At 47.7% G+C, this 21,207-nt stretch carries 18 protein-coding genes, 11 tRNA genes and 1 rRNA gene; 27 read left to right on the forward strand and 3 right to left on the reverse strand.

What is annotated here, in order from left to right; all coding sequences use genetic code 11:
• Positions 1 to 286: 286 nt before the first annotated feature.
• From rrf to yajC, 20 genes are all read left to right on the forward strand, one after another.
• Positions 287 to 403 (forward strand): 5S ribosomal RNA (gene rrf, locus AM231_RS03060).
• Between the two features lie 10 nt (positions 404 to 413).
• Positions 414 to 489: transfer RNA gene (locus AM231_RS03065), tRNA-Asn, on the forward strand.
• Positions 490 to 494: 5 nt separating this feature from the next.
• Positions 495 to 586: transfer RNA gene (locus AM231_RS03070), tRNA-Ser, on the forward strand.
• Positions 587 to 603: 17 nt separating this feature from the next.
• Positions 604 to 678 (forward strand) — tRNA-Glu (locus AM231_RS03075).
• A 139-nt stretch (positions 679 to 817) separates the two neighbouring features.
• Positions 818 to 893: transfer RNA gene (locus tag AM231_RS03080), tRNA-Val, on the forward strand.
• 19 nt (positions 894 to 912) lie between these two features.
• Positions 913 to 989, forward strand: a tRNA-Met gene (locus AM231_RS03085).
• Positions 990 to 1,019: 30 nt separating this feature from the next.
• A tRNA-Asp gene (locus AM231_RS03090) sits at positions 1,020 to 1,096 on the forward strand.
• Positions 1,097 to 1,225: 129 nt separating this feature from the next.
• Positions 1,226 to 1,301 (forward strand) — tRNA-Lys (locus AM231_RS03095).
• Positions 1,302 to 1,342: 41 nt separating this feature from the next.
• Positions 1,343 to 1,417 (forward strand) — tRNA-Gly (locus AM231_RS03100).
• A 4-nt stretch (positions 1,418 to 1,421) separates the two neighbouring features.
• Positions 1,422 to 1,498 (forward strand) — tRNA-Arg (locus AM231_RS03105).
• 43 nt (positions 1,499 to 1,541) lie between these two features.
• A tRNA-Leu gene (locus AM231_RS03110) sits at positions 1,542 to 1,621 on the forward strand.
• A gap of 8 nt (positions 1,622 to 1,629) precedes the next feature.
• Positions 1,630 to 1,703, forward strand: a tRNA-Pro gene (locus AM231_RS03115).
• Between the two features lie 148 nt (positions 1,704 to 1,851).
• Positions 1,852 to 2,565 (forward strand): BofC C-terminal domain-containing protein, encoded by a 714-nt coding sequence (locus AM231_RS03120; RefSeq protein WP_054401301.1) that lies wholly within the window; start codon positions 1,852 to 1,854, stop codon positions 2,563 to 2,565.
• Positions 2,566 to 2,764: 199 nt separating this feature from the next.
• The gene (gene ruvC / locus AM231_RS03125; protein WP_054401302.1) at positions 2,765 to 3,268 is read left to right on the forward strand and encodes a crossover junction endodeoxyribonuclease RuvC; all 504 of its coding nucleotides are present in this window, start codon (positions 2,765 to 2,767) and stop codon (positions 3,266 to 3,268) included.
• A complete protein-coding gene (gene ruvA, locus AM231_RS03130; RefSeq protein WP_053489363.1) occupies positions 3,265 to 3,882 on the forward strand; it encodes a Holliday junction branch migration protein RuvA in 618 nt (205 codons plus the stop codon). Before ruvC ends, ruvA begins: the two co-directional genes overlap by 4 nt.
• Positions 3,883 to 3,910: 28 nt before the next feature.
• On the forward strand, positions 3,911 to 4,918 hold the full coding sequence (gene ruvB / locus AM231_RS03135; RefSeq protein WP_054401303.1) for a Holliday junction branch migration DNA helicase RuvB: 1,008 nt from the start codon (positions 3,911 to 3,913) through the stop codon (positions 4,916 to 4,918).
• Between the two features lie 52 nt (positions 4,919 to 4,970).
• Positions 4,971 to 7,061, forward strand: coding sequence for a SpoIID/LytB domain-containing protein (locus AM231_RS03140; RefSeq protein ID WP_054401304.1), 2,091 nt, complete (start codon positions 4,971 to 4,973; stop codon positions 7,059 to 7,061).
• Positions 7,062 to 7,066: 5 nt separating this feature from the next.
• Positions 7,067 to 8,098, forward strand: coding sequence for a tRNA preQ1(34) S-adenosylmethionine ribosyltransferase-isomerase QueA (gene queA / locus AM231_RS03145; protein WP_053489360.1), 1,032 nt, complete (start codon positions 7,067 to 7,069; stop codon positions 8,096 to 8,098).
• 22 nt (positions 8,099 to 8,120) lie between these two features.
• The gene (tgt, locus tag AM231_RS03150; protein WP_054401305.1) at positions 8,121 to 9,260 is read left to right on the forward strand and encodes a tRNA guanosine(34) transglycosylase Tgt; all 1,140 of its coding nucleotides are present in this window, start codon (positions 8,121 to 8,123) and stop codon (positions 9,258 to 9,260) included.
• A 47-nt stretch (positions 9,261 to 9,307) separates the two neighbouring features.
• On the forward strand, positions 9,308 to 9,622 hold the full coding sequence (gene yajC / locus AM231_RS03155; protein ID WP_054401306.1) for a preprotein translocase subunit YajC: 315 nt from the start codon (positions 9,308 to 9,310) through the stop codon (positions 9,620 to 9,622).
• Between the two features lie 105 nt (positions 9,623 to 9,727).
• Here yajC and AM231_RS03160 read toward each other — a convergent pair whose 3' ends face one another.
• Positions 9,728 to 10,117 carry a TIGR04086 family membrane protein gene (locus AM231_RS03160; protein WP_054401307.1) on the reverse strand — a complete coding sequence of 130 codons (390 nt, stop codon included), beginning with the start codon at positions 10,115 to 10,117 and terminating at the stop codon, positions 9,728 to 9,730.
• 193 nt (positions 10,118 to 10,310) lie between these two features.
• Between AM231_RS03160 and AM231_RS03165 the strand changes: the two genes are divergently transcribed.
• Positions 10,311 to 11,096 carry a YetF domain-containing protein gene (locus AM231_RS03165; protein WP_053489356.1) on the forward strand — a complete coding sequence of 262 codons (786 nt, stop codon included), beginning with the start codon at positions 10,311 to 10,313 and terminating at the stop codon, positions 11,094 to 11,096.
• Here the strand turns inward: AM231_RS03165 and spoVB are convergent.
• On the reverse strand, positions 11,093 to 12,694 hold the full coding sequence (spoVB, locus tag AM231_RS03170) for a stage V sporulation protein B (RefSeq protein WP_054401308.1): 1,602 nt from the start codon (positions 12,692 to 12,694) through the stop codon (positions 11,093 to 11,095). The two genes, AM231_RS03165 and spoVB, sit on opposite strands and share 4 nt — an antisense overlap.
• A gap of 192 nt (positions 12,695 to 12,886) precedes the next feature.
• On the opposite strand from spoVB, the gene AM231_RS03175 reads away from it, so the two are divergent.
• The 6 genes from AM231_RS03175 (at position 12,887) to AM231_RS03200 (ending at position 19,552) form a co-directional block, all read left to right on the forward strand.
• Positions 12,887 to 13,144 (forward strand): post-transcriptional regulator, encoded by a 258-nt coding sequence (locus AM231_RS03175; protein ID WP_054401309.1) that lies wholly within the window; start codon positions 12,887 to 12,889, stop codon positions 13,142 to 13,144.
• A 130-nt stretch (positions 13,145 to 13,274) separates the two neighbouring features.
• Positions 13,275 to 14,525: a protein translocase subunit SecD gene (gene secD, locus AM231_RS03180; protein WP_054401310.1), complete on the forward strand. Its 1,251-nt coding sequence runs from the start codon at positions 13,275 to 13,277 to the stop codon at positions 14,523 to 14,525.
• A complete protein-coding gene (secF, locus tag AM231_RS03185; RefSeq protein WP_054401311.1) occupies positions 14,515 to 15,438 on the forward strand; it encodes a protein translocase subunit SecF in 924 nt (307 codons plus the stop codon). The genes secD and secF overlap by 11 nt, the downstream gene beginning before the upstream one ends.
• 140 nt (positions 15,439 to 15,578) lie before the next feature.
• Positions 15,579 to 16,547 carry a cation diffusion facilitator family transporter gene (locus AM231_RS03190; RefSeq protein WP_054401312.1) on the forward strand — a complete coding sequence of 323 codons (969 nt, stop codon included), beginning with the start codon at positions 15,579 to 15,581 and terminating at the stop codon, positions 16,545 to 16,547.
• Between the two features lie 62 nt (positions 16,548 to 16,609).
• Positions 16,610 to 19,009: a single-stranded-DNA-specific exonuclease RecJ gene (gene recJ / locus AM231_RS03195; protein WP_054401313.1), complete on the forward strand. Its 2,400-nt coding sequence runs from the start codon at positions 16,610 to 16,612 to the stop codon at positions 19,007 to 19,009.
• A 27-nt stretch (positions 19,010 to 19,036) separates the two neighbouring features.
• A complete protein-coding gene (locus tag AM231_RS03200; RefSeq protein WP_053489349.1) occupies positions 19,037 to 19,552 on the forward strand; it encodes an adenine phosphoribosyltransferase in 516 nt (171 codons plus the stop codon).
• Between the two features lie 92 nt (positions 19,553 to 19,644).
• Here the strand turns inward: AM231_RS03200 and uraA are convergent, their stop codons facing one another.
• Positions 19,645 to 20,943: a uracil permease gene (uraA, locus tag AM231_RS03205; protein ID WP_054401314.1), complete on the reverse strand. Its 1,299-nt coding sequence runs from the start codon at positions 20,941 to 20,943 to the stop codon at positions 19,645 to 19,647.
• Positions 20,944 to 21,207: the final 264 nt, after the last annotated feature.

The following is a 21,207-nucleotide window of genomic DNA, read 5'->3' on the forward strand; positions in this document are numbered from 1 at the left end:
GGTAGATAGGTTGGAGGTGGAAGTGCAGCAATGCATGGAGCTGACCAATACTAATCGGTCGAGGGCTTATCCTAAAAAACACCCCAAAAAGTGAAGTGAAGCTTTGAAGCTAACACCGATTACTTTTCGGGGACCCCGATACCACTTCGGGTGAATGCTACGGATTCTAATTTAACGCAAATACGTTTCGTATCTAGTTTTCAGGTGATCAAAACTGAATTGTAAGTGTACAAGCTGTACTTGCAAGGAGGATGGTCACGGCATTATGCCGGATCCTGAATATACGTTTGGTGGCGATAGCGGAAGGGTTCCACGCGTACCCATCCCGAACACGACCGTTAAGCCTTCCAGCGCCGATGGTACTTGGACCGCAGGGTCCCGGGAGAGTAGGACGTCGCCAAGCGGATACATATTCCCTGATAGCTCAGTTGGTAGAGCACTCGACTGTTAATCGAGTTGTCACAGGTTCGAGTCCTGTTCGGGGAGCCACTTATGGAGAGGTGTCCGAGTTGGCCGAAGGAGCACGATTGGAAATCGTGTAGGCGCCAAAAGCGTCTCGAGGGTTCGAATCCCTCTCTCTCCGCCAGCAAGGACTTTATATACGGCCCGTTGGTCAAGGGGTTAAGACACCTCCCTTTCACGGAGGTAACAGGGGTTCGAATCCCCTACGGGTCACCACTTACTTTAAATGCTTCAGGGGAGGAGAACCACCACGGTTCGTCGGAGCATCAACTTCGTAAGCTTAGACTTCGCAGTCTCGAACGAAGTGAGAGTATCCCCTACGGGTCACCACTTACTTTATCTTTAACCCAGATATGGAGGCTTAGCTCAGCTGGGAGAGCATCTGCCTTACAAGCAGAGGGTCGGGGGTTCGATCCCCTCAGCCTCCACCATATACACACCTTTTAATGACGCGGGGTGGAGCAGTTCGGTAGCTCGTCGGGCTCATAACCCGAAGGTCGTAGGTTCAAATCCTGCCCCCGCAACCAATTACTATCGCTCAGGCGATAATGCCTCATGGAACTGTGGTGTAGAGGCCTAACATGCCTGCCTGTCACGCAGGAGATCGCGGGTTCGAATCCCGTCAGTTCCGCCATTTTTACAAGCTTCAGGGATGAGAACCCATATTGGGTTCGTCGAAGCATTGTCTTCGTTAGGATAGACTTCGCAGTCTCGAACGAAGAGAGAGTATCCCGTGAGTTCTACTATTCTTATTACTTAGTAAGAGCCATTAGCTCAGTTGGTAGAGCACCTGACTTTTAATCAGGGTGTCGAAGGTTCGAGTCCTTCATGGCTCACCATCTTTACCAATAGAATTCAAAAACGGTATATGCATTATTTTGCGGACGTGGCTCAGCGGTAGAGCATCGCCTTGCCAAGGCGAGGGTCGCGGGTTCGATTCCCGTCGTCCGCTCCATTATGCGCCCTTAGCTCAGCTGGATAGAGCGTTTGACTACGAATCAAAAGGCCGGGAGTTCGAATCTCTCAGGGCGTGCCATTTTTTAAAAATGTATACTTGCCTATATATGTGATTTGACTGTGCCGGTGTGGCGGAATTGGCAGACGCGCGCGACTCAAAATCGTGAGGGAAACCGTGGGGGTTCGAGTCCCTTCACCGGCATTTATTAACGGGATGTAGCTCAGCTTGGTAGAGCACCTGGTTTGGGACCAGGGGGTCGCATGTTCAAATCGTGTCATCCCGATTCACGAAAGACTGCTTTCATTCATTTGAGAGCAGTCTTTTTTGTTGGTTAAATCTTAGACAGATGTCATCCTTCAAAATCGAACGGCTGAATAATTTGGCAGTGTCTCGGTCACAATATGAAAAACATTGAATAGAAGGGGATTGCCTTGAGTGTTTTTCAATTCTTCAAGAGACTGTTCAGAAAACGTTGGAGACGCTGGAGACGTGCGATTTGGTCTTGTTCTATCGTACTGATTGTGTGCGCCTTGTTGTGGTCCGTTCAGAATATTAAAGAGCAGACGAAGAAGCTGCTGACAGCCGCATCCGATGAAACACCTTTGGCTTTAGAAACGATGCATTATTTGCAAATCGAGGATCATAAACAAAAAGAGCGAATGCAGGATCAAAGAGCATTCATGCAGAAGCTGAATGCCTCAAGAGGAAAGAAACATGTTCATGTCCGGATCACATACGTATGTGGGGTAGAAGAGCAAGATTTAGGTAAGCTTACGGCGGATGGTATTTATGAACTGATGAATAAAAATCCTTTATGGCAGGGTCGCTTGGATAAAAAAGGCGAGGTCTGGCTAGAGCAAAATGTTGTCGATCTTTCGCCGACTTGTAAGAGACAAGCCTATATCAGCATGGATGCCAACGGTAACCTAACCCTATTTGATGGCCCGCCGGAAGAAGAGAAAGTGATGAAGACATTTTTCCAGCTGGATGTCGGTTCGATGGAGTCCTCATTGCCAGAGGATGTACTCAAACAGCTAGAGGAAGGTATTCGAGTCCAGGATATGGACGAATTTAATAGTGTTTTATCGACTTTTAGTGACTATGCACGAGATATGGCTGAAAATGTCATGAAACCAACTCCATAAAATTCGTAGGAAACAGATGCAGAGCTGCCCGGAATTATCCGGGCAGTTTTTTTGTGCTCGAATAAGTTATTTAGGGTGGTTCAAGGTAAGGGATATTCGACTGTCCGCAAAGGATCAAAGTTTTTCCTCAATTGAGGTCGATCTTTTGTTATAATGAGAGAATGATACATATGTTCGCTTCATCAGAGGAGAGATTGGTTTGCGCATTTTAGGAATCGACCCGGGCATCGCGATCATCGGATTCGGGTTTATAGATAAGGTTGGAAGTAAAGTCACACCGGTGCAGTATGGCTGTGTTCAGACGGAAGCTCATACGCCCGATGAAGAGAGGCTTCATCATGTGTATGAAGGCATGAGGCAGCTTATTGATAAGTATAAACCTGATGCCGTTGCTTTCGAGAAATTATTCTTTAATCGTAACGTGACCACGGCAATGTCCGTTTCTCAGGCGAGAGGAGTTCTTATCCTTGCGGCAGTCCAGCAGGGGCTTCCTATTGCGGAGTACACGCCTATGCAGGTCAAGCAAGCCATTGTTGGTTACGGCAAGGCGGAGAAGAAGCAGGTACAGGAAATGGTCAGGATGTTCCTGAAGCTGCAGAGCATTCCCAAACCTGACGACGTGGCGGATGCACTGGCCGTGGCAATCTGCCACGCACATTCCTATACACTTAATTCCAAGTTAAATGAGGTATTGCGAAAATGATCGATTTTTTACGGGGACAGGTTGTCCACTTAGAGAGTGAATATATTGTACTGGATGTTCAAGGGGTAGGATATCGGGTGTTCTGCCCGAATCCGTATGCCTTTGCCAAAACCGAGGGAACCATTACGGTGTTTACCCATCATCATGTTCGTGAGGATGCTATCCTGCTGTTTGGATTTCCAACGCGGGAAGAGCAGAAATTGTTTCGTAAACTGATTGAAGTTTCGGGCATCGGTCCGCGAGTAGCTTTAGGCATATTGGGCGGAGGATCACCGGAACATGTGGTTTCCGCAATATATCAGGAGAATGTATCCTTCTTAATCAAACTTCCGGGCATCGGTAAAAAGACAGCGCAGCGGATGATCCTGGACCTTAAGGATAAGCTGGAGGGATTCGGCGATGCAGCGATGATGACAGGGCTTTTTGCTGTCCAAGAACCTGAAGCGGAGGATGGCGGTTCGGCGTGGTCCGAGGCACGTGAGGGATTGAAGGCACTCGGTTATACGGACAGTGAACTGGATAAGGTGTGGTTGAAGATTAAGAATTCGACGGCAAGCGGTGAATCTGTCGATGTACTGATGAAACGGGCACTGCAGCAGCTGTTTGTCGGCTAGAGGAACGCTGCAGAGAGGAGATTTATAGATGGACGATCGAATTATTTCTGCTAACCTGATGATGGATGAACAAGCGGTCGAGCTTAGCCTGCGTCCACGTTATTTAGCTGAATATATAGGACAGAATCAAGTTAAGGAAAATCTCAAGGTATACATTGAAGCGGCAAAAATGCGTAATGAGGCGCTCGATCACGTGCTGCTGTACGGTCCTCCGGGACTAGGCAAAACGACGCTGGCTAATATTATCGCCAATGAGCTTGGCGTTAATTTGAGGACAACGTCTGGTCCGGCTATCGAACGTCCGGGAGATTTAGCCGCGCTTCTGACTAATTTGCAGGAAGGAGATGTCCTGTTTATAGACGAGATCCATCGGCTGCATCGAACGGTTGAGGAAGTAATGTACCCGGCCATGGAGGATTTTGCGCTGGATATCATGATCGGAAAAGGGCCGAGTGCACGCTCAGTTCGTCTGGATCTGCCTCCGTTTACTTTAATCGGAGCCACTACACGTGCTGGTTTGCTCTCAGCGCCGCTTAGGGACCGTTTTGGTGTGGTAAGCCGTCTGGAATTCTATACGGTGGACGAGCTGAGTTACATTGTGTCACGCAATGCCGATCTGTTGGGGATTGAAGTTTTGGGAGAGGCTGCAGAAGAGATTGCTCTGAGATCACGGGGGACTCCCCGGATTGCCAACCGTCTCTTAAAACGGGTGCGCGATTATGCCCAGGTTCGAGGCGACGGCATGATCACGCCTAGCATCGCTCAGGAAGCGCTGAAGATGCTGCAAATCGATCCGATGGGTCTGGATTTTATTGATCACAAAATGCTGAATGCCATGATCAGCAGCTTCCGGGGAGGTCCTGTGGGACTTGATACGATAGCGGCAACCATTGGAGAAGAAAGTCAGACGATTGAAGATGTTTATGAACCCTATCTCTTGCAGATCGGTTTCTTGCAACGCACACCGAGGGGACGGGTTGTAACGCCAACAGCCTATCAACATCTGGGCATTCCTTTTCCGGAGGATCGTCGATAGTTCGTCATTATTACTCATTCATACTTTAACCCCGTAGGAGGAACGACGTAAAATGGACAGAAACTGGACAAAATCATTATTCTGCTGGACCACCAAGGGGCTTCTGTCATTGGCGATTGCTGGAAGCTTATGGAGTGCGCCGGCCGTGCATGCGGCTGCTCCTGCATTAGATAGCATTCGAGTTGCGATGTTTTTGGACCTGGGCAGCCAGTATAAATCGACAACCAATGCAGTTACGCTCAAATCCGCGGAGGAGCTGGCAGTGTCGATATCTGCCCCGAGTGCGCAGCAATCACTTGTGAGCATCCCTGCAAACCAGCAGGCCCGCATGAGTGTGGATTCATACCGTGTCAAGGTACTAGAAACCACAGATTGGAAAACAGCTTCCGATGCCGCCAATAAACTGCAAGCGACGAGTGACAAGCCGATACTGTTTGCGGATGGCAAGGTGTATAAACTTTATGTCGGTATGTATGGATCTGAGAAAGCGGCTAGGGATGCGGCTGCCAGAGCAGCAAAAACGGCATCTGCTTATCTGAATGGTCAGACTCCTTCTGTAAAAGGAGGACTTCATCTGTCAGCCGGATCGTACGGATCAGAGGTTGAGGCAGAAACCGTGCGGAAGCCGTATGCAGATGCTGGCTTGGATGCATTCACTGTCATAGTGCCGAATGGAGGGACTAACGCTTATGAAGTGTGGGTAGGTGAAGCAGCGAACACGGCTGATTTGGCTGCCCTCAAGAGCGAAGCTGCCCAGGTATCCGGTGCTCTGGTTGAATTGAGTGCGAATACACCAGGTTTAATTCTAAGAAACGATGTAAGTTTGAACCTGGCCAATCCTCAGAGTGCAGCGCATTATATGCTGTCAGGTGATCAATCCATCCTGCGGATTGAGGGGAGAAATGGTGCCGCAACGAATGTTAAGGAACGTTCGGATCGAACCTATCGGGGTGTTCTTGAAATCGGACAGAAAAATGGTCAACTGTATCTTGTCAATGAACTGCCGTTTCAGGAGTATCTTTACTCTGTCGTCGGAGCGGAGATGTCAGCATCATGGGGAGCCGAAGCTTTGAAGGCTCAGGCCGTAGCAGCACGCAGTTATGCATTGTTCCAAGGTAATAAGTTCGAAGTAGCTCATGTTGTAGATACCACTCTAAGTCAGGCATACTATGGGACAGCCTATGAGTATCCGAGCATAATTCAAGCAGTGGATGCAACCGAGGGCGAAGTGGTCATGAAAAATGGCCAAATCGTGGAAACCGTGTTCGCGTCCAACAGCGGCGGGATGACGGCGGAATCCACAGAGGTGTGGGGTAACCGCAATGATCTGTTTGCGGCGGTGGAGAGCCCTGGAGATTCTTCATCTCAGGCAGCGCTTAAATCCTGGTATCATGTGCTTCTGTCGAATGGCAATACAGGTTATGTGCGTGAGGACAATGTGAAGGAAACCGGCAACAAAACTTCGGCTGGGCTTCCTTATATGACGGTAACCGCCAAGGATACCAACGTACGCCCACTGCCGCTGATCCAATCGAATGTTGAGCCTGTGGGCAAGATGAATCCCGGAGATACGGCTGTTGTCCTTGAGAAAGTGGCGGAATCCAACAGCTATGACTGGGTTCGCGGGCCCTATACTTCAGAGCAGTTGCTGGCATCCCTCAAAGGGAAAACCACGAATAGCCTGCCCGCTTCCATAACTACGCTGGATGTTACGGAGCGTGGTCCGTCTGGACGTGTTCTAACCGTTAAAGCCAACGGCCAAGGGCTTGACGTCAAATATCCCGATATGTTCCGTTCTGCTTTTAACGGTCTTCCGAGCACATTGTTTGATATTGAATCGACCGGAAGTTATACTGTATTGAGCGCGAATGGTACGGTATCAACGGTTACAAGCGGACAAACGGTATCCGTCATCTCAGGGAGCGGGAATGGGAGCGTTAAAGGTTCTGGTACCGTTGTGATGAATGGAACGGGGAAAGCCCGTGTTGTTGAAAACTCATCCGGTTTTAAATTTACCGGCAGAGGTTTCGGCCATGGACTGGGCATGTCACAATGGGGTGCCAAAGGGATGGCAGACGAAGGGTATGATTACAAACAAATACTCCAACACTATTACCGCGACACGATTATAACGAAGGACTGACCGATATGAATGTGGATTTGTATGATTTTGAATTACCTGAACAATTAATTGCGCAGACGCCACTGCTGGATCGAAGTTCCTCAAGACTTCTCACGCTTAACAAAGAGAACGGACATCTAAGACATCAGACGTTTGCAGATATTATAGACTGCTTGAATCCGGGAGATACGCTCGTATTGAACGATACGAAAGTTATACCAGCCCGATTATTCGGTGAGAAGGAAGATACCGGTGCCAAGGCAGAGGTTCTGTTGCTGAAAAGTATGGGACAGGATCGCTGGGAAGCACTCGTAAAGCCCGGCAAGAAATTAAAAAAAGGAAATGTGATTTCCTTTGGAGACGGGAAGTTAAAAGCTGTCATTGAGGAAGAAGGAGAAATGGGAGCACGGACCTTATCCTTTTCGTATAAAGGGATTTTTCAAGAAATCCTGGATGAGCTCGGTCAAATGCCCCTTCCTCCATACATTAAGGAAAAGCTGGATGATCGCGATCGCTATCAGACCGTGTATGCGAAGCATGAAGGGTCGGCAGCAGCACCGACGGCAGGTCTTCACTTTACGGAGACTCTCCTGGAACAGATCCGTGCCAAGGGAGTAGACATTGCCTTCATAACCCTGCATGTGGGACTGGGAACTTTCCGCCCGATGTCCGTGGACCAGGTTGAGGACCACGTCATGCATGAAGAGTATTATTCTATATCTCAAGAGACGGCAGAGCTGCTGAATGAAACCAAGCGGCGCGGGGGGCGGGTGATCGCCGTAGGAACTACTTCCTGCAGAACGCTGGAGACGGTTGGGTCGGAGCGAAATGGCGAGCCTCTGTGCGAGAGTAGCGGTTGGACAAGCATCTTTATATATCCCGGATATAAGTTTACCGTGGTAGATGCACTGATTACGAATTTCCATTTACCGAAGTCCACGCTGGTTATGCTAGTCAGTGCGCTGGCTGGACGTGAACACATTATGAAGGCGTACGCGGAAGCTGTTGAGAAGGAGTACCGGTTCTTCAGCTTTGGCGACGCGATGTTTATCTATTAAACCTCGGAGGTTGGATATCACAATGGCAGCAGCTGTTACTTATGAACATATTAAAACATGCAAACAATCGGGTGCCAGGCTCGGTAGAGTGCATACACCGCATGGCGTGATCGAAACGCCGACATTTATGCCTGTAGGAACATTGGCCACCGTAAAAACCATGAGCCCGGAAGAGCTTAAATCGATGGATGCCCAAATTATATTGAGCAACACGTATCATCTATTCCTTCGTCCGGGACATGACATCGTCAAGGAAGCGGGCGGACTGCACAAATTCATGAACTGGGACCGTCCGATCTTAACCGATAGCGGTGGCTTCCAGGTATTCAGTTTGGCAGAAATGAGAAAAATATCGGAGGAAGGCGTACATTTTCGTTCCCATCTGAACGGCGATAAACTGTTTATTTCTCCTGAAGTTGCGATGGAAATTCAAAACGCGCTCGGATCCGATATTATGATGGCCTTTGATGAATGTCCGCCTTATCCGGCGGAGTATGAATATGTCAAACAATCCACTGAGCGGACCTCTCGCTGGGCTGAACGCTGCCTTAAGAGTCACGCCAGACCGGAAGATCAAGCTTTGTTCGCCATCGTCCAGGGCGGCATGCATGAAGATTTACGCCGTCAGAGCGCTCGTGATTTGACTTCCATGGATTTCCCGGGTTATGCTATTGGTGGACTTAGTGTGGGAGAATCGAAGCAGCTTATGTATGAAGTGCTGGATTACACCGTGCCCCTGCTGCCGAACAACAAACCGCGCTATTTGATGGGAGTCGGATCACCCGATGCGTTGATTGAAGGCTCGATTCGTGGTGTGGATATGTTCGATTGCGTGCTTCCGACGCGGATTGCCCGCAACGGGACGACGATGACAAGTCAAGGCCGTCTTGTCGTTCGAAATGCTCAATATGCCAGGGATTACGGACCGCTGGATCCGGAATGTGACTGCTATACTTGCCGTAACTACTCACGCGCTTACCTGCGCCATTTGATCAAGAGTGACGAAACGTTTGGCCTAAGATTAACAACGTACCATAATCTTCATTTCTTGTTGAATTTGATGCGGAATGTGCGCCAAAGTATTATGGAAGACCGTCTGCTTGATTTCCGCGATGAGTTTTTTGATAAGTACGGCCTTCATGATAATAAAAAAGGGTTTTAAAACAAGGTTATAATCATCATGATTAGATTGTGAAAGGGGGGAAAGATATGTTTGGAACTTCATTTGATTTAGCAGCTGGCGCAAATCCAGGCGGAGGCGGCATTTTGGGATTGATTCTGCCTTTCGTTCTGATGTTTGTCATCTTTTATTTTCTGCTTATCCGTCCACAGCAGAAGAAGCAGAAGACCAGAAACGCGATGCTTAGCGCCTTGGCAAAGGGCGACAAAGTAGTTACGATTGGAGGTCTTCACGGCACGATCGTAGAGATTACTGACGACATCGTGGTTTTGAAAGTGAATGACGTAACGAAGTTGACATTCGACCGTAACTCTATAAGCCATAGCGTAAATGCGGATGCATAATTACGTTTCACCTACATATGGAATGTAATCGCGAACACAAAGGCTGATTCCCTAAAGGGAGTCAGCCTTTGTGTTTTAGCAAGAGGGGGATCATTTCCCTAAGAATTATTTTTTTAAGTTAACCCCGAACATTCCCCCGATGGACCCAGCTCCGAAAACCGTAGCAATCAGAGTCATATCTCCAAGAGCCAAGGAGCTGTCCAGGGCAAGAAAGCCAATGACGAGCAGCGTAATGCCATATATCAGGCCGGTGAGGCAGCCGTAATACCAGCCCTTGTTTCCGGCGCGTTTCCCGCTTACACAGCCACCGAAAAAGGCTGAGACAGCATGTACTAGAAACGTGTAGAACGATAAATCATCCTCTGCCAGCCCGCTGCCCCATAAAAGCAGGGACAACGCTAAAGCGCCAAGAAACATCCAAAAGAAAGAATACAAAAGTCCTGAAAGAATTGGATTGGTGATCCTGAAAGTGAATGCTTGTCGGATCGGTTCCATAAATCATCCTCCTTAACGAATCTTGATTATTAAATTGTATGGCCAAGCCTGTGCATATAGTACAAACGGAACATTTTGCTGCGAACTTTGCAGGATTACCATTAATTAATCAAATGTAATCGAATGGGAAGAGGAGCAGCGGGCCAGAATAGCTGTACATGAGAATGTCAGGTAAGCTAGGGAGGGATTGTTTTTGTCTCATATGACTATTCTGATTTTGCGGACCATTCTGATGTATGTGGTCATCTTTGTTACCATGAGAATCATGGGCAAGCGGGAAATCGGGAAGCTGTCCGTCTTCGATTTAGTTATATCCATCATGATTGCGGAGATCGCCGTATTTGTCCTTGAGGATGTGAAAAAACCGATTTTAGAGGGACTTGCTCCTATCGCTATTCTGGTTGCCATTCAGGTAGGACTTGCTTACATCGGTCTGAAAAATCGAACTATTCGGCTGTTTGCGGACGGAAAGCCAAGTGTATTGGTGTCCCGGGGCAAGCTGCATCGCAAAGAAATGGCGAAGCTTCGATACAATCTGGATGATCTGATGCAGCAGCTTCGGGGTAAAGACATCGACAGTTTGGCAGACGTGGAATTTGCAATTCTCGAAACATCCGGCCAGCTCACCGTGATTCCAAAAGAAGCAGACAATGATTCCGAGCATTCGACTAGTTCTTCAAGCTCTTCCACTGCTCCAAGCTCTAAACATTCTTCGGGTGGTTCATATCAATCTAAATCTGAAGCAGGAAATTCAACGGTCGTTAATATACCTTACGATAAAATTACGTACGAAGGACTGCCCATTCCGCTTATTTTGGATGGAAAGGTACAGGATGAGAATCTTCAACTCATTGAGAAAACCCGTTTCTGGCTTAAAAACGAGATTCAGATTTCTGGGGCCAAGGATTTTAAAGATATCTTCTTATGTTCGATCGACCACAAAGGGCGTATTTACATTGACCGTAAAGACAGAGACTAATGGCGGTTAAATCGATTGAACCAGGAGCCGACAACAGGAACACGCTCCAAATCCCGGGGCGTTACGAGCTTTGTCATGAAAATCATGATGAAATAGATCAGGATGCCAACTGTGATGGAAATCCAAAATTGCAGCCACGGCGTGGACGAGAATGGAAAATGGTTGTATCCGTATAGGACAAAAGCTCCCATAATGATCATTACCGCGGCGATTTTGACATAATCTAACAGACGGAAGCGGAAGCCGATGAGTTTGGACAAGCTGAACCCATGCAGCAATGTCACCGTAATGCTGTTAACGATGATAGCGATAACAGCTCCTTTTATGCCAAAGGCAGGATTTGATGCCAGATAAACGATGAGACTCATTTTGATGATGGCTCCGAATAGCGTATTCAATAAAGCCCGGCCAGGGCGGTCGAGTGCTTGCAGAGCAGCTTGAAGCGGTGACTGAACGTATAGAAACAGGGCAAAGGGTGCCATAATTTTGAGCATACTGCTAATTTCTGCATTATCGTAGAGCAGCAAACAAAGCGGCTCGGCCAACACAAACATAATAATGGCAAACGGAGCACCGGAAACAAGGGCAAGCCGAAGGGATTGGTTCATTCTTTTGTGAATGGTGGTCCTGTCATTGCGTGCGGCTGCTTCCGAGAGCGAAGGTACAAGAGAAATGGCCAGCGAAACCGTCAATGCTCCGGGCAGGAGCAGGAGAGGGATAATCATGCCCTGCAGCGCCCCGTACTGGGCGGTGGCCACAGATGTTGCTATACCTGCAAGGGCCAAGCTTCGATTGGTCAGAATGGTCTCCAGCAGATAGGAGAAGGAACCTACCATCCTGCCCCCGGTTACAGGCAAGGCAATGCCGAATAAGCGTTTCAGAATACTGTTGTTCGAGGTGGTTGGTTCTTCTTTGGATTTGTCCGACTTCAAGGGTTGTTGTATAGGTGTCAGCTTGCCTCCTTTATTTCCTTCACCCGTATATTGCAGCAAGAGTGTAATCATGCCAATCAATTCTCCTACGGCCGTCCCAAGCATCGCTCCTGCTGCTCCGTAAGCGATTCCTTTAGGCATTAAAAGATGTGCGAACCAGAGCATACATACGATTCGGACGATTGTCTCGATAACGGAAGAACTGGCAGAAGGAATCATATTTTGTTTCCCTTGAAAATATCCCCGGTAGACAGAAGAAACGGCAATAATGATGATCATGGGCGTCATGCTGATAAAGGTTTGGTAGACACGCTCGTCCGGCAGCAAGACCTTGGTTACCCAGGGGGCGAGCCATAGGCTAAATCCTGTAAAGAGGGCTCCTGCCGTTACTGTAAGTAACAGGCTGACCTGCAATATTTTCTTGGATGCATCTGGTTTACCGGCTCCCTCTGCTTCTGCAACCATTTTGGCGATAGCAAGCGGAATTCCTCCGGTAATGATGGTCACAAGCACGATAAAAAACGGGTATCCCAGTTGGTAAATTCCAACACCCTCCGGGCCGATAATCCGAGGCAGGGCGATTCGCGGAATAAAACCGAGTAGGCGGTTTAATATGCCGGCTGCAAGTAAGATCAGCGTTCCTTTGATAAATGATTGCTTGTTCACTCTCCATCCCACTCCCTGGTTAAGACTGAATATGCTTGAACATGATATGGCTTCTCTTATGGATATGCCCTACCTGTCCCATCTGATGACTTTACTTTTTTTTGTGGACGTGTTAGGAATAGAAGGAAAGAGAAGCAGAATGTCGAATGTTTCTTTAGTACAACAGGGAGTCAAGTAGAGGAGGCCGCAAGCATGGAACTCGAGCAAATGAGTGAAGAAGAATTGATGAACACCATCGAATTGGTATGCTTGAGCAAAGTGGAGGAGATGAAATTAATCGGGTACGAACATGTAACAAGTGACGATATTTGGAACTGTGTCAGCAGCAAGTATGAGAAGGAAGGCATCCCCTCTCTCCACAAACTGGTCAATGACGTTCTATCACTGAAGGCAATGGCTCTGATGAACTATATGACAATATCAGCATATAAGGGATCTTCTTTCGAATAATCGAAGAGGTCCCTTTTGCCTTGCGGAAGAAGAGATTTTTCATAAGACCGACAAATTTTGATAAATTGACTGGATTTTATGACATCGCTATAATAGGAATATTGAGTAAAAAGGGGGAACAAGGGACGGCATGAAAAGAATTATCAGTTTCGTAGGAACCGTGCTCGTGATCACTATTTTAATGGCCGTTACAACTCCAGGCTTGCTGAAAGACGTTCGTCTAGGTTTGGATCTTAAGGGTGGATTTGAAATCCTTTATGAAGCCTCACCTATAATGGAAGGACAGCAAGTGACGAAAGATGCACTTCAGGAAACCGCAAAGAGCTTGCAGAAGCGGGCGGATGCGATGGGAACATCAGAACCTGAAGTTACACCGGAAGGAACGAACCGGATTCGCTTGAAAGTAGCAGGCGTAACGGATGAGGCCGAAGTTCGCAAAACGATGAAAGAACCCGCGAACCTCACTTTCCGAAGCAATGACGGCTGTAAAGAAGGCGAGGAGTTTTGTAAAATCGAGCTCCGCGGCGATGATTTTGTCGAGAATGGGGCTTCTGTGGCGTACGATGAACTTCGTCGGCCTATGATAGATATTAAAGTGAAGGACAAAGGGAAGTTTGCTGAAATTACGAAGCGTCTTCTCGGTCAAGAGCTGGCTATCTTCATGGATGACCAGCTGTTATCAGCTCCAACGGTACAAGGCGTGCTGACGGACGGCAGCGCACAAATTACAGGAAGCTATTCGCTGGATGAAGCGAAGCAGATCCGGGATACGATTAATCTCGGTGCCTTGCCGTTGAAATTGGTAGAGAAATACTCACAGAGCGTAGGCGCTACGCTTGGCATGAAATCTCTCACAAAAACGGTAGAAGCAGGTCTAATCGCATCCGTTGCGATCCTGTTGTTTATGATTATTCGATATCGCGTACCGGGCTTGCTGGCAAGCTTCGCACTTATATTGCACACCTGGCTGCTGATTCTGATATTCGTATGGGCTGACTTTACGCTGACACTTCCAGGTATTGCGGCACTTATATTAGGTATTGGTATGGCGGTTGATGCCAACATCATCACCTATGAACGCATTCGGGAAGAGATCAAGACAGGCAAGAGCGTTCCATCAGCGGTGAAATCAGGCGGTAAATCATCCTTGCGAGCCATTATGGACTCCAACTTGACAACGATACTCGTTGCCGCTGTTATGTTCGGATTCGGTACCGGCGCGGTTAAAGGTTTTGCGCTTGTATTGATCTTGGAGATCATCTTAAGTATTGCCACGAACGTTTATTTCTCCCGTTTCTTGCTCAATCAACTTGTGAATATTGGTTGGGCCCGCAAACCGAGCCAATATGGCGTAAAGGAGCGTGACATTCGTGAGCTTTAAGAACTTTGATTACGTAGGCAAAAGCAAAATTTTCTATATTTTCTCTATTGTCATCACGATATTGGGCTTGGTATTTCTGTTGACTCGCGGACTGAACTATGGGGTTGATTTCCAGTCTGGATCGAACGTGGATATCTCGCTTTCCAAAACGCTGACGAGTGAGCAAATCAGTAGCGTATTAAAAGAAGCAGGAATCGATGAACATGCGGGAATTACTCCCGGTATTGACCGTGTGAATATCAGATTCAGCGATGTGCTGACAGAGGAACAGGATTTAAAGCTCCGTTCAGGCATTGAGAAGCTAGATGATACGGCAACATTCGAGGTCAATACGGTTGATCCCGAGATGGCCAAAGAGCTGGGGAGAAACGCGATATATGCCGTGCTAATTTCCTGTATCGGGATTATTATTTATGTCAGCATCCGTTTTGAATGGCGGTTTGCGATCGCAGCAACGATAGCGCTCCTGCATGATGCATTCGTTGTGGTCAGCGTATTCTCCATCCTGGATCTGGAGGTAGACCTAACCTTTATTATCGCCGTTCTGACGGTTATCGGATATTCTATTAACGATACTATAGTTATCTTTGACCGAATTCGGGAGAACTTGAGGTTCACCAAGATCAAGAGATTTTCGGATCTGAAGGATCTGGTTAATAAAAGTTTATCCCAGACAATCGGCCGTTCGATTTATACGGCACTATCTGTATTTATTGCAGCACTGTTCCTGTTACTGCTTGGCGGGGAATCAATTCAAATGTTCTCGCTCGCAATTTGTATCGGGCTGGTCATTGGTGCGTATTCTTCGATATTTATTGCGAGTCCATTGTGGCTCCTATTTAAAGGTCGCAATATCAACAATAACAATAAACCGAATGCACCGAAGCCGAACAAGGACAAGATTGAGATTTAAATTAATCGCAATCACCGCTGTAGTTTAGATATCGGACAGATCCTATACAAGAAGAAAGCCGCGTCCAGGCGACGCGGCTTTCTAAAGTTAGGCAGCATGATAAGAGGCAGGTTCGATAGTGACATTGAGGGGGGCCTCAAGTGAACAATGAACGATTGAATCATACGGAGTCTGTTCTCTGGGCAGGCATTGTAACTGATTTTGCATTAGCTTTATGTAAAGGGGTCGTGGGTTACTTATCAGGCAGTAAGGCTCTTATAGGGGATGCTCTGCATTCGGCAGCAAATGCGGTAACTTTGTTGGTGGATCGACTGCCTAGTTTTAATATGACTGGCAATAAAACTTCCATTCGAGACAAGCGAAGCGCGACAGAGACGACAGAACCGATGATCTCCATATTGTTTGCCGTTTTATTTATCGTGGGAGGCATTCAGATTGCGGTGTCTTCTATACAGAACATGGCATCAGGTAATGTGGTAGCGCCTACTAAATCCGCTCTGGTTGCAGTCTTCATTTCGCTAGCGGTCAATGAGGCGGTGTTTCAGTACCAAATCTGGCATATAAAACGAAACAACGACCCACGGTATGAGGTATTGTCCGCGGATCATCGATTTGCTTTATATTGTTCGCTTACAGTATTGATCGGAGTCTCATTATCCATGGGAGGTCCTTATTGGGATTGGCAGCCGCTGCTCTATATGGATCCAATTGCGGCTCTCATTGTTGCAGCTCTTGTGATTCGAAAGGGGTATATTTTAATTATTCATTCGGTGTATGGAACGGTTGCGGAAGAGAAGCAGCAGCATGAGCATGAAGCTGAATTTATGGATACGATACAACGGGTGCATGGTGTAATTACGGTGGAAGAATTGAGGGCTCAGGAATACGGACAGCTCCGTCAGGTGAACCTGGAAGTAAAAGTCACTGTGAATCCGCGTACTTCCATATTGGAGGCTCAAGAAATTGCCGATCGAATCCGAAAATTGTTAATCCATCGTTTTAATCAGGTTGCGGATGCCAAGGTGACAGTCGTTCCCTATGAACCGGGTTACCCGTATAAATCGAACTATGATTTGATGGATAATGATGTACCTACGCTTCGGCAGTAAATGTAAACCAGTCAAAATGTAAAGACAGCAGGTAATAGGCAGGAAAAGGAAGGTGAATCCCTGTGCTGTATTCCAAATATAAATGGAGAATACGCTCGGCAGAATCATCAATCACCGGACAGCTGGCCGAGGAACTATCTTTGCCACCCATTGTGGCTTCACTTATGGCATCACGGGGGATACAATCAGCCGTGGATGGACGCGAATTTCTATATGGAACGCTTGAATTGACGCATGACCCTTATCTCATGCAAGGGATGCAAGAGGCTGTGCCGCGGATCCGGAAAGCGCTGGAGGATCGGGAGCATATTCTGATCTATGGGGATTACGATGCCGACGGAGTTTCCAGTACATCGTTAATGATTCATCTGATGCGTTATTTGGGCGCATCTTATGACATATATATCCCTCACCGATCCAATGAAGGTTATGGTCTACATAATCACGCGCTGGATTGGGCCCATCAGCAAGGGGTCAGTCTGGTGATCACTGTAGATACCGGGATTAGCGCAGTTGAACAAATAGCATATGCCAACAGCCTTGGGATTGACGTCATCGTTACGGATCACCATGAACCGCCTGAGGTGCTGCCTGAGGCCTATGCGCTGATCAACCCCAAAATCCCCACATGTCCATATCCTTTTAAAGGATTGGCAGGTGTAGGCGTCGCTTACAAGCTGGCACAGGCGCTCGTAGAAGAACCGCCAGAAGAGTGGCTTCAGATTGTATCCATTGGAACCATTGCAGACTTGATGCCGCTCACGGGAGAGAACCGGGTGCTTGTGAAGCACGGCATCGAATCGATGCGAAATACCCGTTATGAGGGCATTCGATGTTTGCTCGAGGTTTCCGGAATCCACGTGGAACAGGTCACGGCTGTTAATGTAGCATTCTCAATGGCACCGAGGATTAACGCCAGTGGGCGGCTGGATCATGCTGGCCGCGCCGTTACACTTCTCACAACAGAGCACAGGGAAGAAGCAGAGCGCCTCGCATGGGAATTGGACGGACTGAACAAGGAGCGGCAGCAAGTTGTTGAAACGATCGTTCAGGAAGCGCTTGGGATGGTTCAAAATCGATGGAGAGGACAGGAAATCCCGCCTGTCATTGTTTTGGCCGGTGAAGGCTGGAATGTCGGTGTGGTCGGCATCGTGGCTTCCAAAATACTGGAGCGATTCTATAGACCTGTCGTGATTCTCGGAATAGATCCTGAGAGCGGGAATTGCAAAGGCTCGGCCCGGTCGATTCCCGGATTTGATATTTATGCTGCTTTGCTCTCCTGTAAGGAGTCCATGGAACACTTTGGTGGTCATCCCTCTGCAGCGGGCATGAGCCTCCATCGGGATCGTCTTGAAGATTTTGAGCGTGGACTTATTCGCTATGCTGAGAAAGCTCTTAAAGAAGAGCATCTGATTGCCGTTTGTGAAGCTGATTTGGAAGCCAGTATTTCAGATGTATCGTTATCGATTATTGATCAGATTGAGCAGTTGAGCCCATTTGGCATGGAGAATGCCGTGCCAAAGATTATCTTCCGGAATGCGGTCATTAAGGACGTGCGCAAAATCGGCAAAGAGGGGAAGCATCTAAAGCTCCGCTTGCAGCAGAAGCGGGAGGTTATCGATGCGATATCGTTTGGTTGCGGACATCTGGCTGATATTTTGCCGGCAGGCACGGCGGTAGATGTCCTTGGAGAGCTTTCTGTTAATGAGTGGAACGGGAGCCGTAAAGCGCAGCTCATGATTCAAGACATTTCTGCCCCCTATCAACAGGTGTTTGATTACCGCGGAATTCAAGAGCCGATTCAGGAAATCCGGAGATGGGTAGCGGATTTGGAGCCCCATCTGCGTTGCCCGGCTGTCCGAGCAGCTGTGGTATACGCAAAAGATTCACATCCGGACATAAAAAGTCAATTGTATGATATGTGCCTTTGGGTATATGATAGGAATGCTGGCATTATGCCGGAGAATGAAGCTGCAAAGAGCAGTCAACAAGACATTTCCGTTTTGTTCGTACTCGACGTACCGGAGACGGCTGAGCAATTGGAAGCCTTGATGTCAGCCTTTCATTCCGTTCCCAATATATTTATGCTGCATCCGACACGGAACCTTCGCGAACGACTGCAAATTCCTAACCGGGAACAGTTTAAAAAGCTGTATGTTTCACTCGCTCGATTGACTAACGCTCCCATGGCTGAGAACGAGGTAATAACCCGTTTGCAGAAGCAGACCTCGTTGTCTTCACGCATGCTGTTCAAAGTGCTTGATGTGTTTGAAGAGCTGGCATTCATTCAGCGTGCCGATGGAATGATTACGTTTATATCGAAGCCGGAGAAGAAACCGCTGGACGCTTCCCGTCATTTTAGAGAACTAAATGATTTAGCCGATATGGAGCAGCATTTGCTGCATGCAGGTACGGAACAATTAACCGAGTGGTTGATGTCTCGAACAAAAGGCGTATCTTAAGCCCCAACTATACAGGAGGAGATTATTTTGGATTTTAAAGAATATATTCGTGTCATTCCCGATTTTCCGCAAGAAGGGATCAGCTTCAAAGATATCACCACGCTGCTGAAAAATGGTGAGGTGTATCGCAAAGCCATCGAGGAACTGAAAACCTTGGTATCCGATCTCAAAATTGATGTGATAGCTGGTCCCGAAGCGCGTGGATTTGTTGTGGGTGCACCGCTGGCTTACGCCCTTGGGGTAGGATTCGCGCCTATTCGTAAAAGCGGTAAGCTCCCTTATGAAACGATTGAAGTGGGATATGATCTCGAATATGGAAAAGACCGCTTGGCGATGCATACTGACGCGATCGAGAAGGGGCAAAATGTTCTGATTGCAGATGATCTTCTTGCAACAGGCGGGACGATTGCGACTTCGGTTAATCTTATCCGTCAATTGGGCGGCAATGTGGTTGGAGCAGCATTCATGATTGAGCTTGCAGACTTGAATGGGCGTTCCAAGCTGGATGGAATCGATGTATTCACGCTTATGCAGTACGAGTAAACAACATAATGATTTTCCCGGGAAATAATAGAACGCCCTGAGCAGCTTGCTCAGGGCGTTCTTCGATTAGCCATAGATTGTTTGGATCAACATCAATCGGGGGTTTTCTCCACCAGTGGTTCATTGTTCTTTTCATTGGAAAGACCAGTAAGTTCAAAGACTTTAAAGAGAAGGGCCATTAGCACACCTACGATGGTAGCGAGGGCCATTCCCTTCAGCTCAACAGTACCAAATTTCAAAGTAACGCCGCTAATTCCGGTTACGAGTACCAACGTAGCCAAAATCATGTTGCTTGCCTTGGAGAAATCCACCTTCTGCTCAACAAAGATCCGAAGACCGGAAGCTGCGATTACCCCGAACAGCAAGAGAGAGACACCGCCCATTACCGGTACGGGAATATTAGCAACGACTGCGGAGAATGTGCCCGAGAAGGAAAGGACGATCGCAATGACAGCCGCGCCTCCGATAACAAATACGGAATACACCTTCGTGAGCGCCATGACACCAATGTTCTCACCGTACGTAGTATTCGGGGTGGAGCCTACAAATCCGGACAGGATAGTGGAGATACCGTTACCAAGCAGGGAGCGGTGTAGTCCCGGATCTTTAGATAGGTCTTTGCCCACAATATTGCTTGTAACGAGCAAGTGACCGATATGCTCGACGATAACGACGATCGCAACTGGAATGATAGTCCAAATCGCTCCGCTATCAAAAACCGGGGTTGTCAGCTCCGGAGCCGATAGAAACTTCGCATTGGCGATTTTCTCAGTGTCTACCACGCCAAGAGCAAAGGAGAGGCCATAGCCGACAGCGATCCCGATCAGGATGTGAATGATTTTGGCAAAGCCGCGGAACAGGACGGACCCTAATACCGTGACCCCGAGCGTTACGAGTGAGATGGTAATGATTTTTGGATCAATAGATTGTCCTTCCTCCGGCAAAAATCCTGCCATGCCTGCTGCAACGGGTACTAGTTCAAGTCCGATCATGGCAATGATGGCACCCATCACAGCAGGAGGGAATACGAAGTCGATCCATTTGGTACCTGCATACTTAACAATGAGACCAACCACACAGAAGATGATCCCTGTTACGATAAAAGCCCCCAGAGCCTTGCTGTAGTTGGCATCCGGATCTTCGGCCAGTACGATCAGAACCGGCGCTATAAAGGCAAAGCTAGAACCGAGGTAGGCTGGAATTTTGCCTTTACATAATAGAATGTAAAGCAGTGTACCAATACCGTTCATCAGCAGGATCATGCCAGGATCCACACCGAACAAGTTGGGTACAAGCACCGTGCTTCCGAACATGGCGAACAAATGCTGCAGGCTCAGAAGGAACCCGGGGCCCCACGGTAGTTTTTCATCAACTTGAATTTCACGTTGCAAACCAATTCACTCCTCTTAGGACTTTATATATAGGACCGTTCGCGTACGATCTTTACTAGATTAAATACAAATGTTCGTTTTTTCAACTATAATTTTAACAGTCCGCCGAAATATACAATTTGTGCTAAGTTTTAATGTCTCTGGGCTGTAAGCGGGCATACTATTAGTGTAAGAATGGTCATGTGTTGACGTATAACGTCACAAGCGTCATAATGATAGGAAAACATTCGTGAGGGAACCTGCACGTTTTGACAAGGGCGGGTT

The organism is Paenibacillus solani, from assembly GCF_001277345.1.
Classification (GTDB): domain Bacteria; phylum Bacillota; class Bacilli; order Paenibacillales; family Paenibacillaceae; genus Paenibacillus_AQ; species Paenibacillus_AQ solani.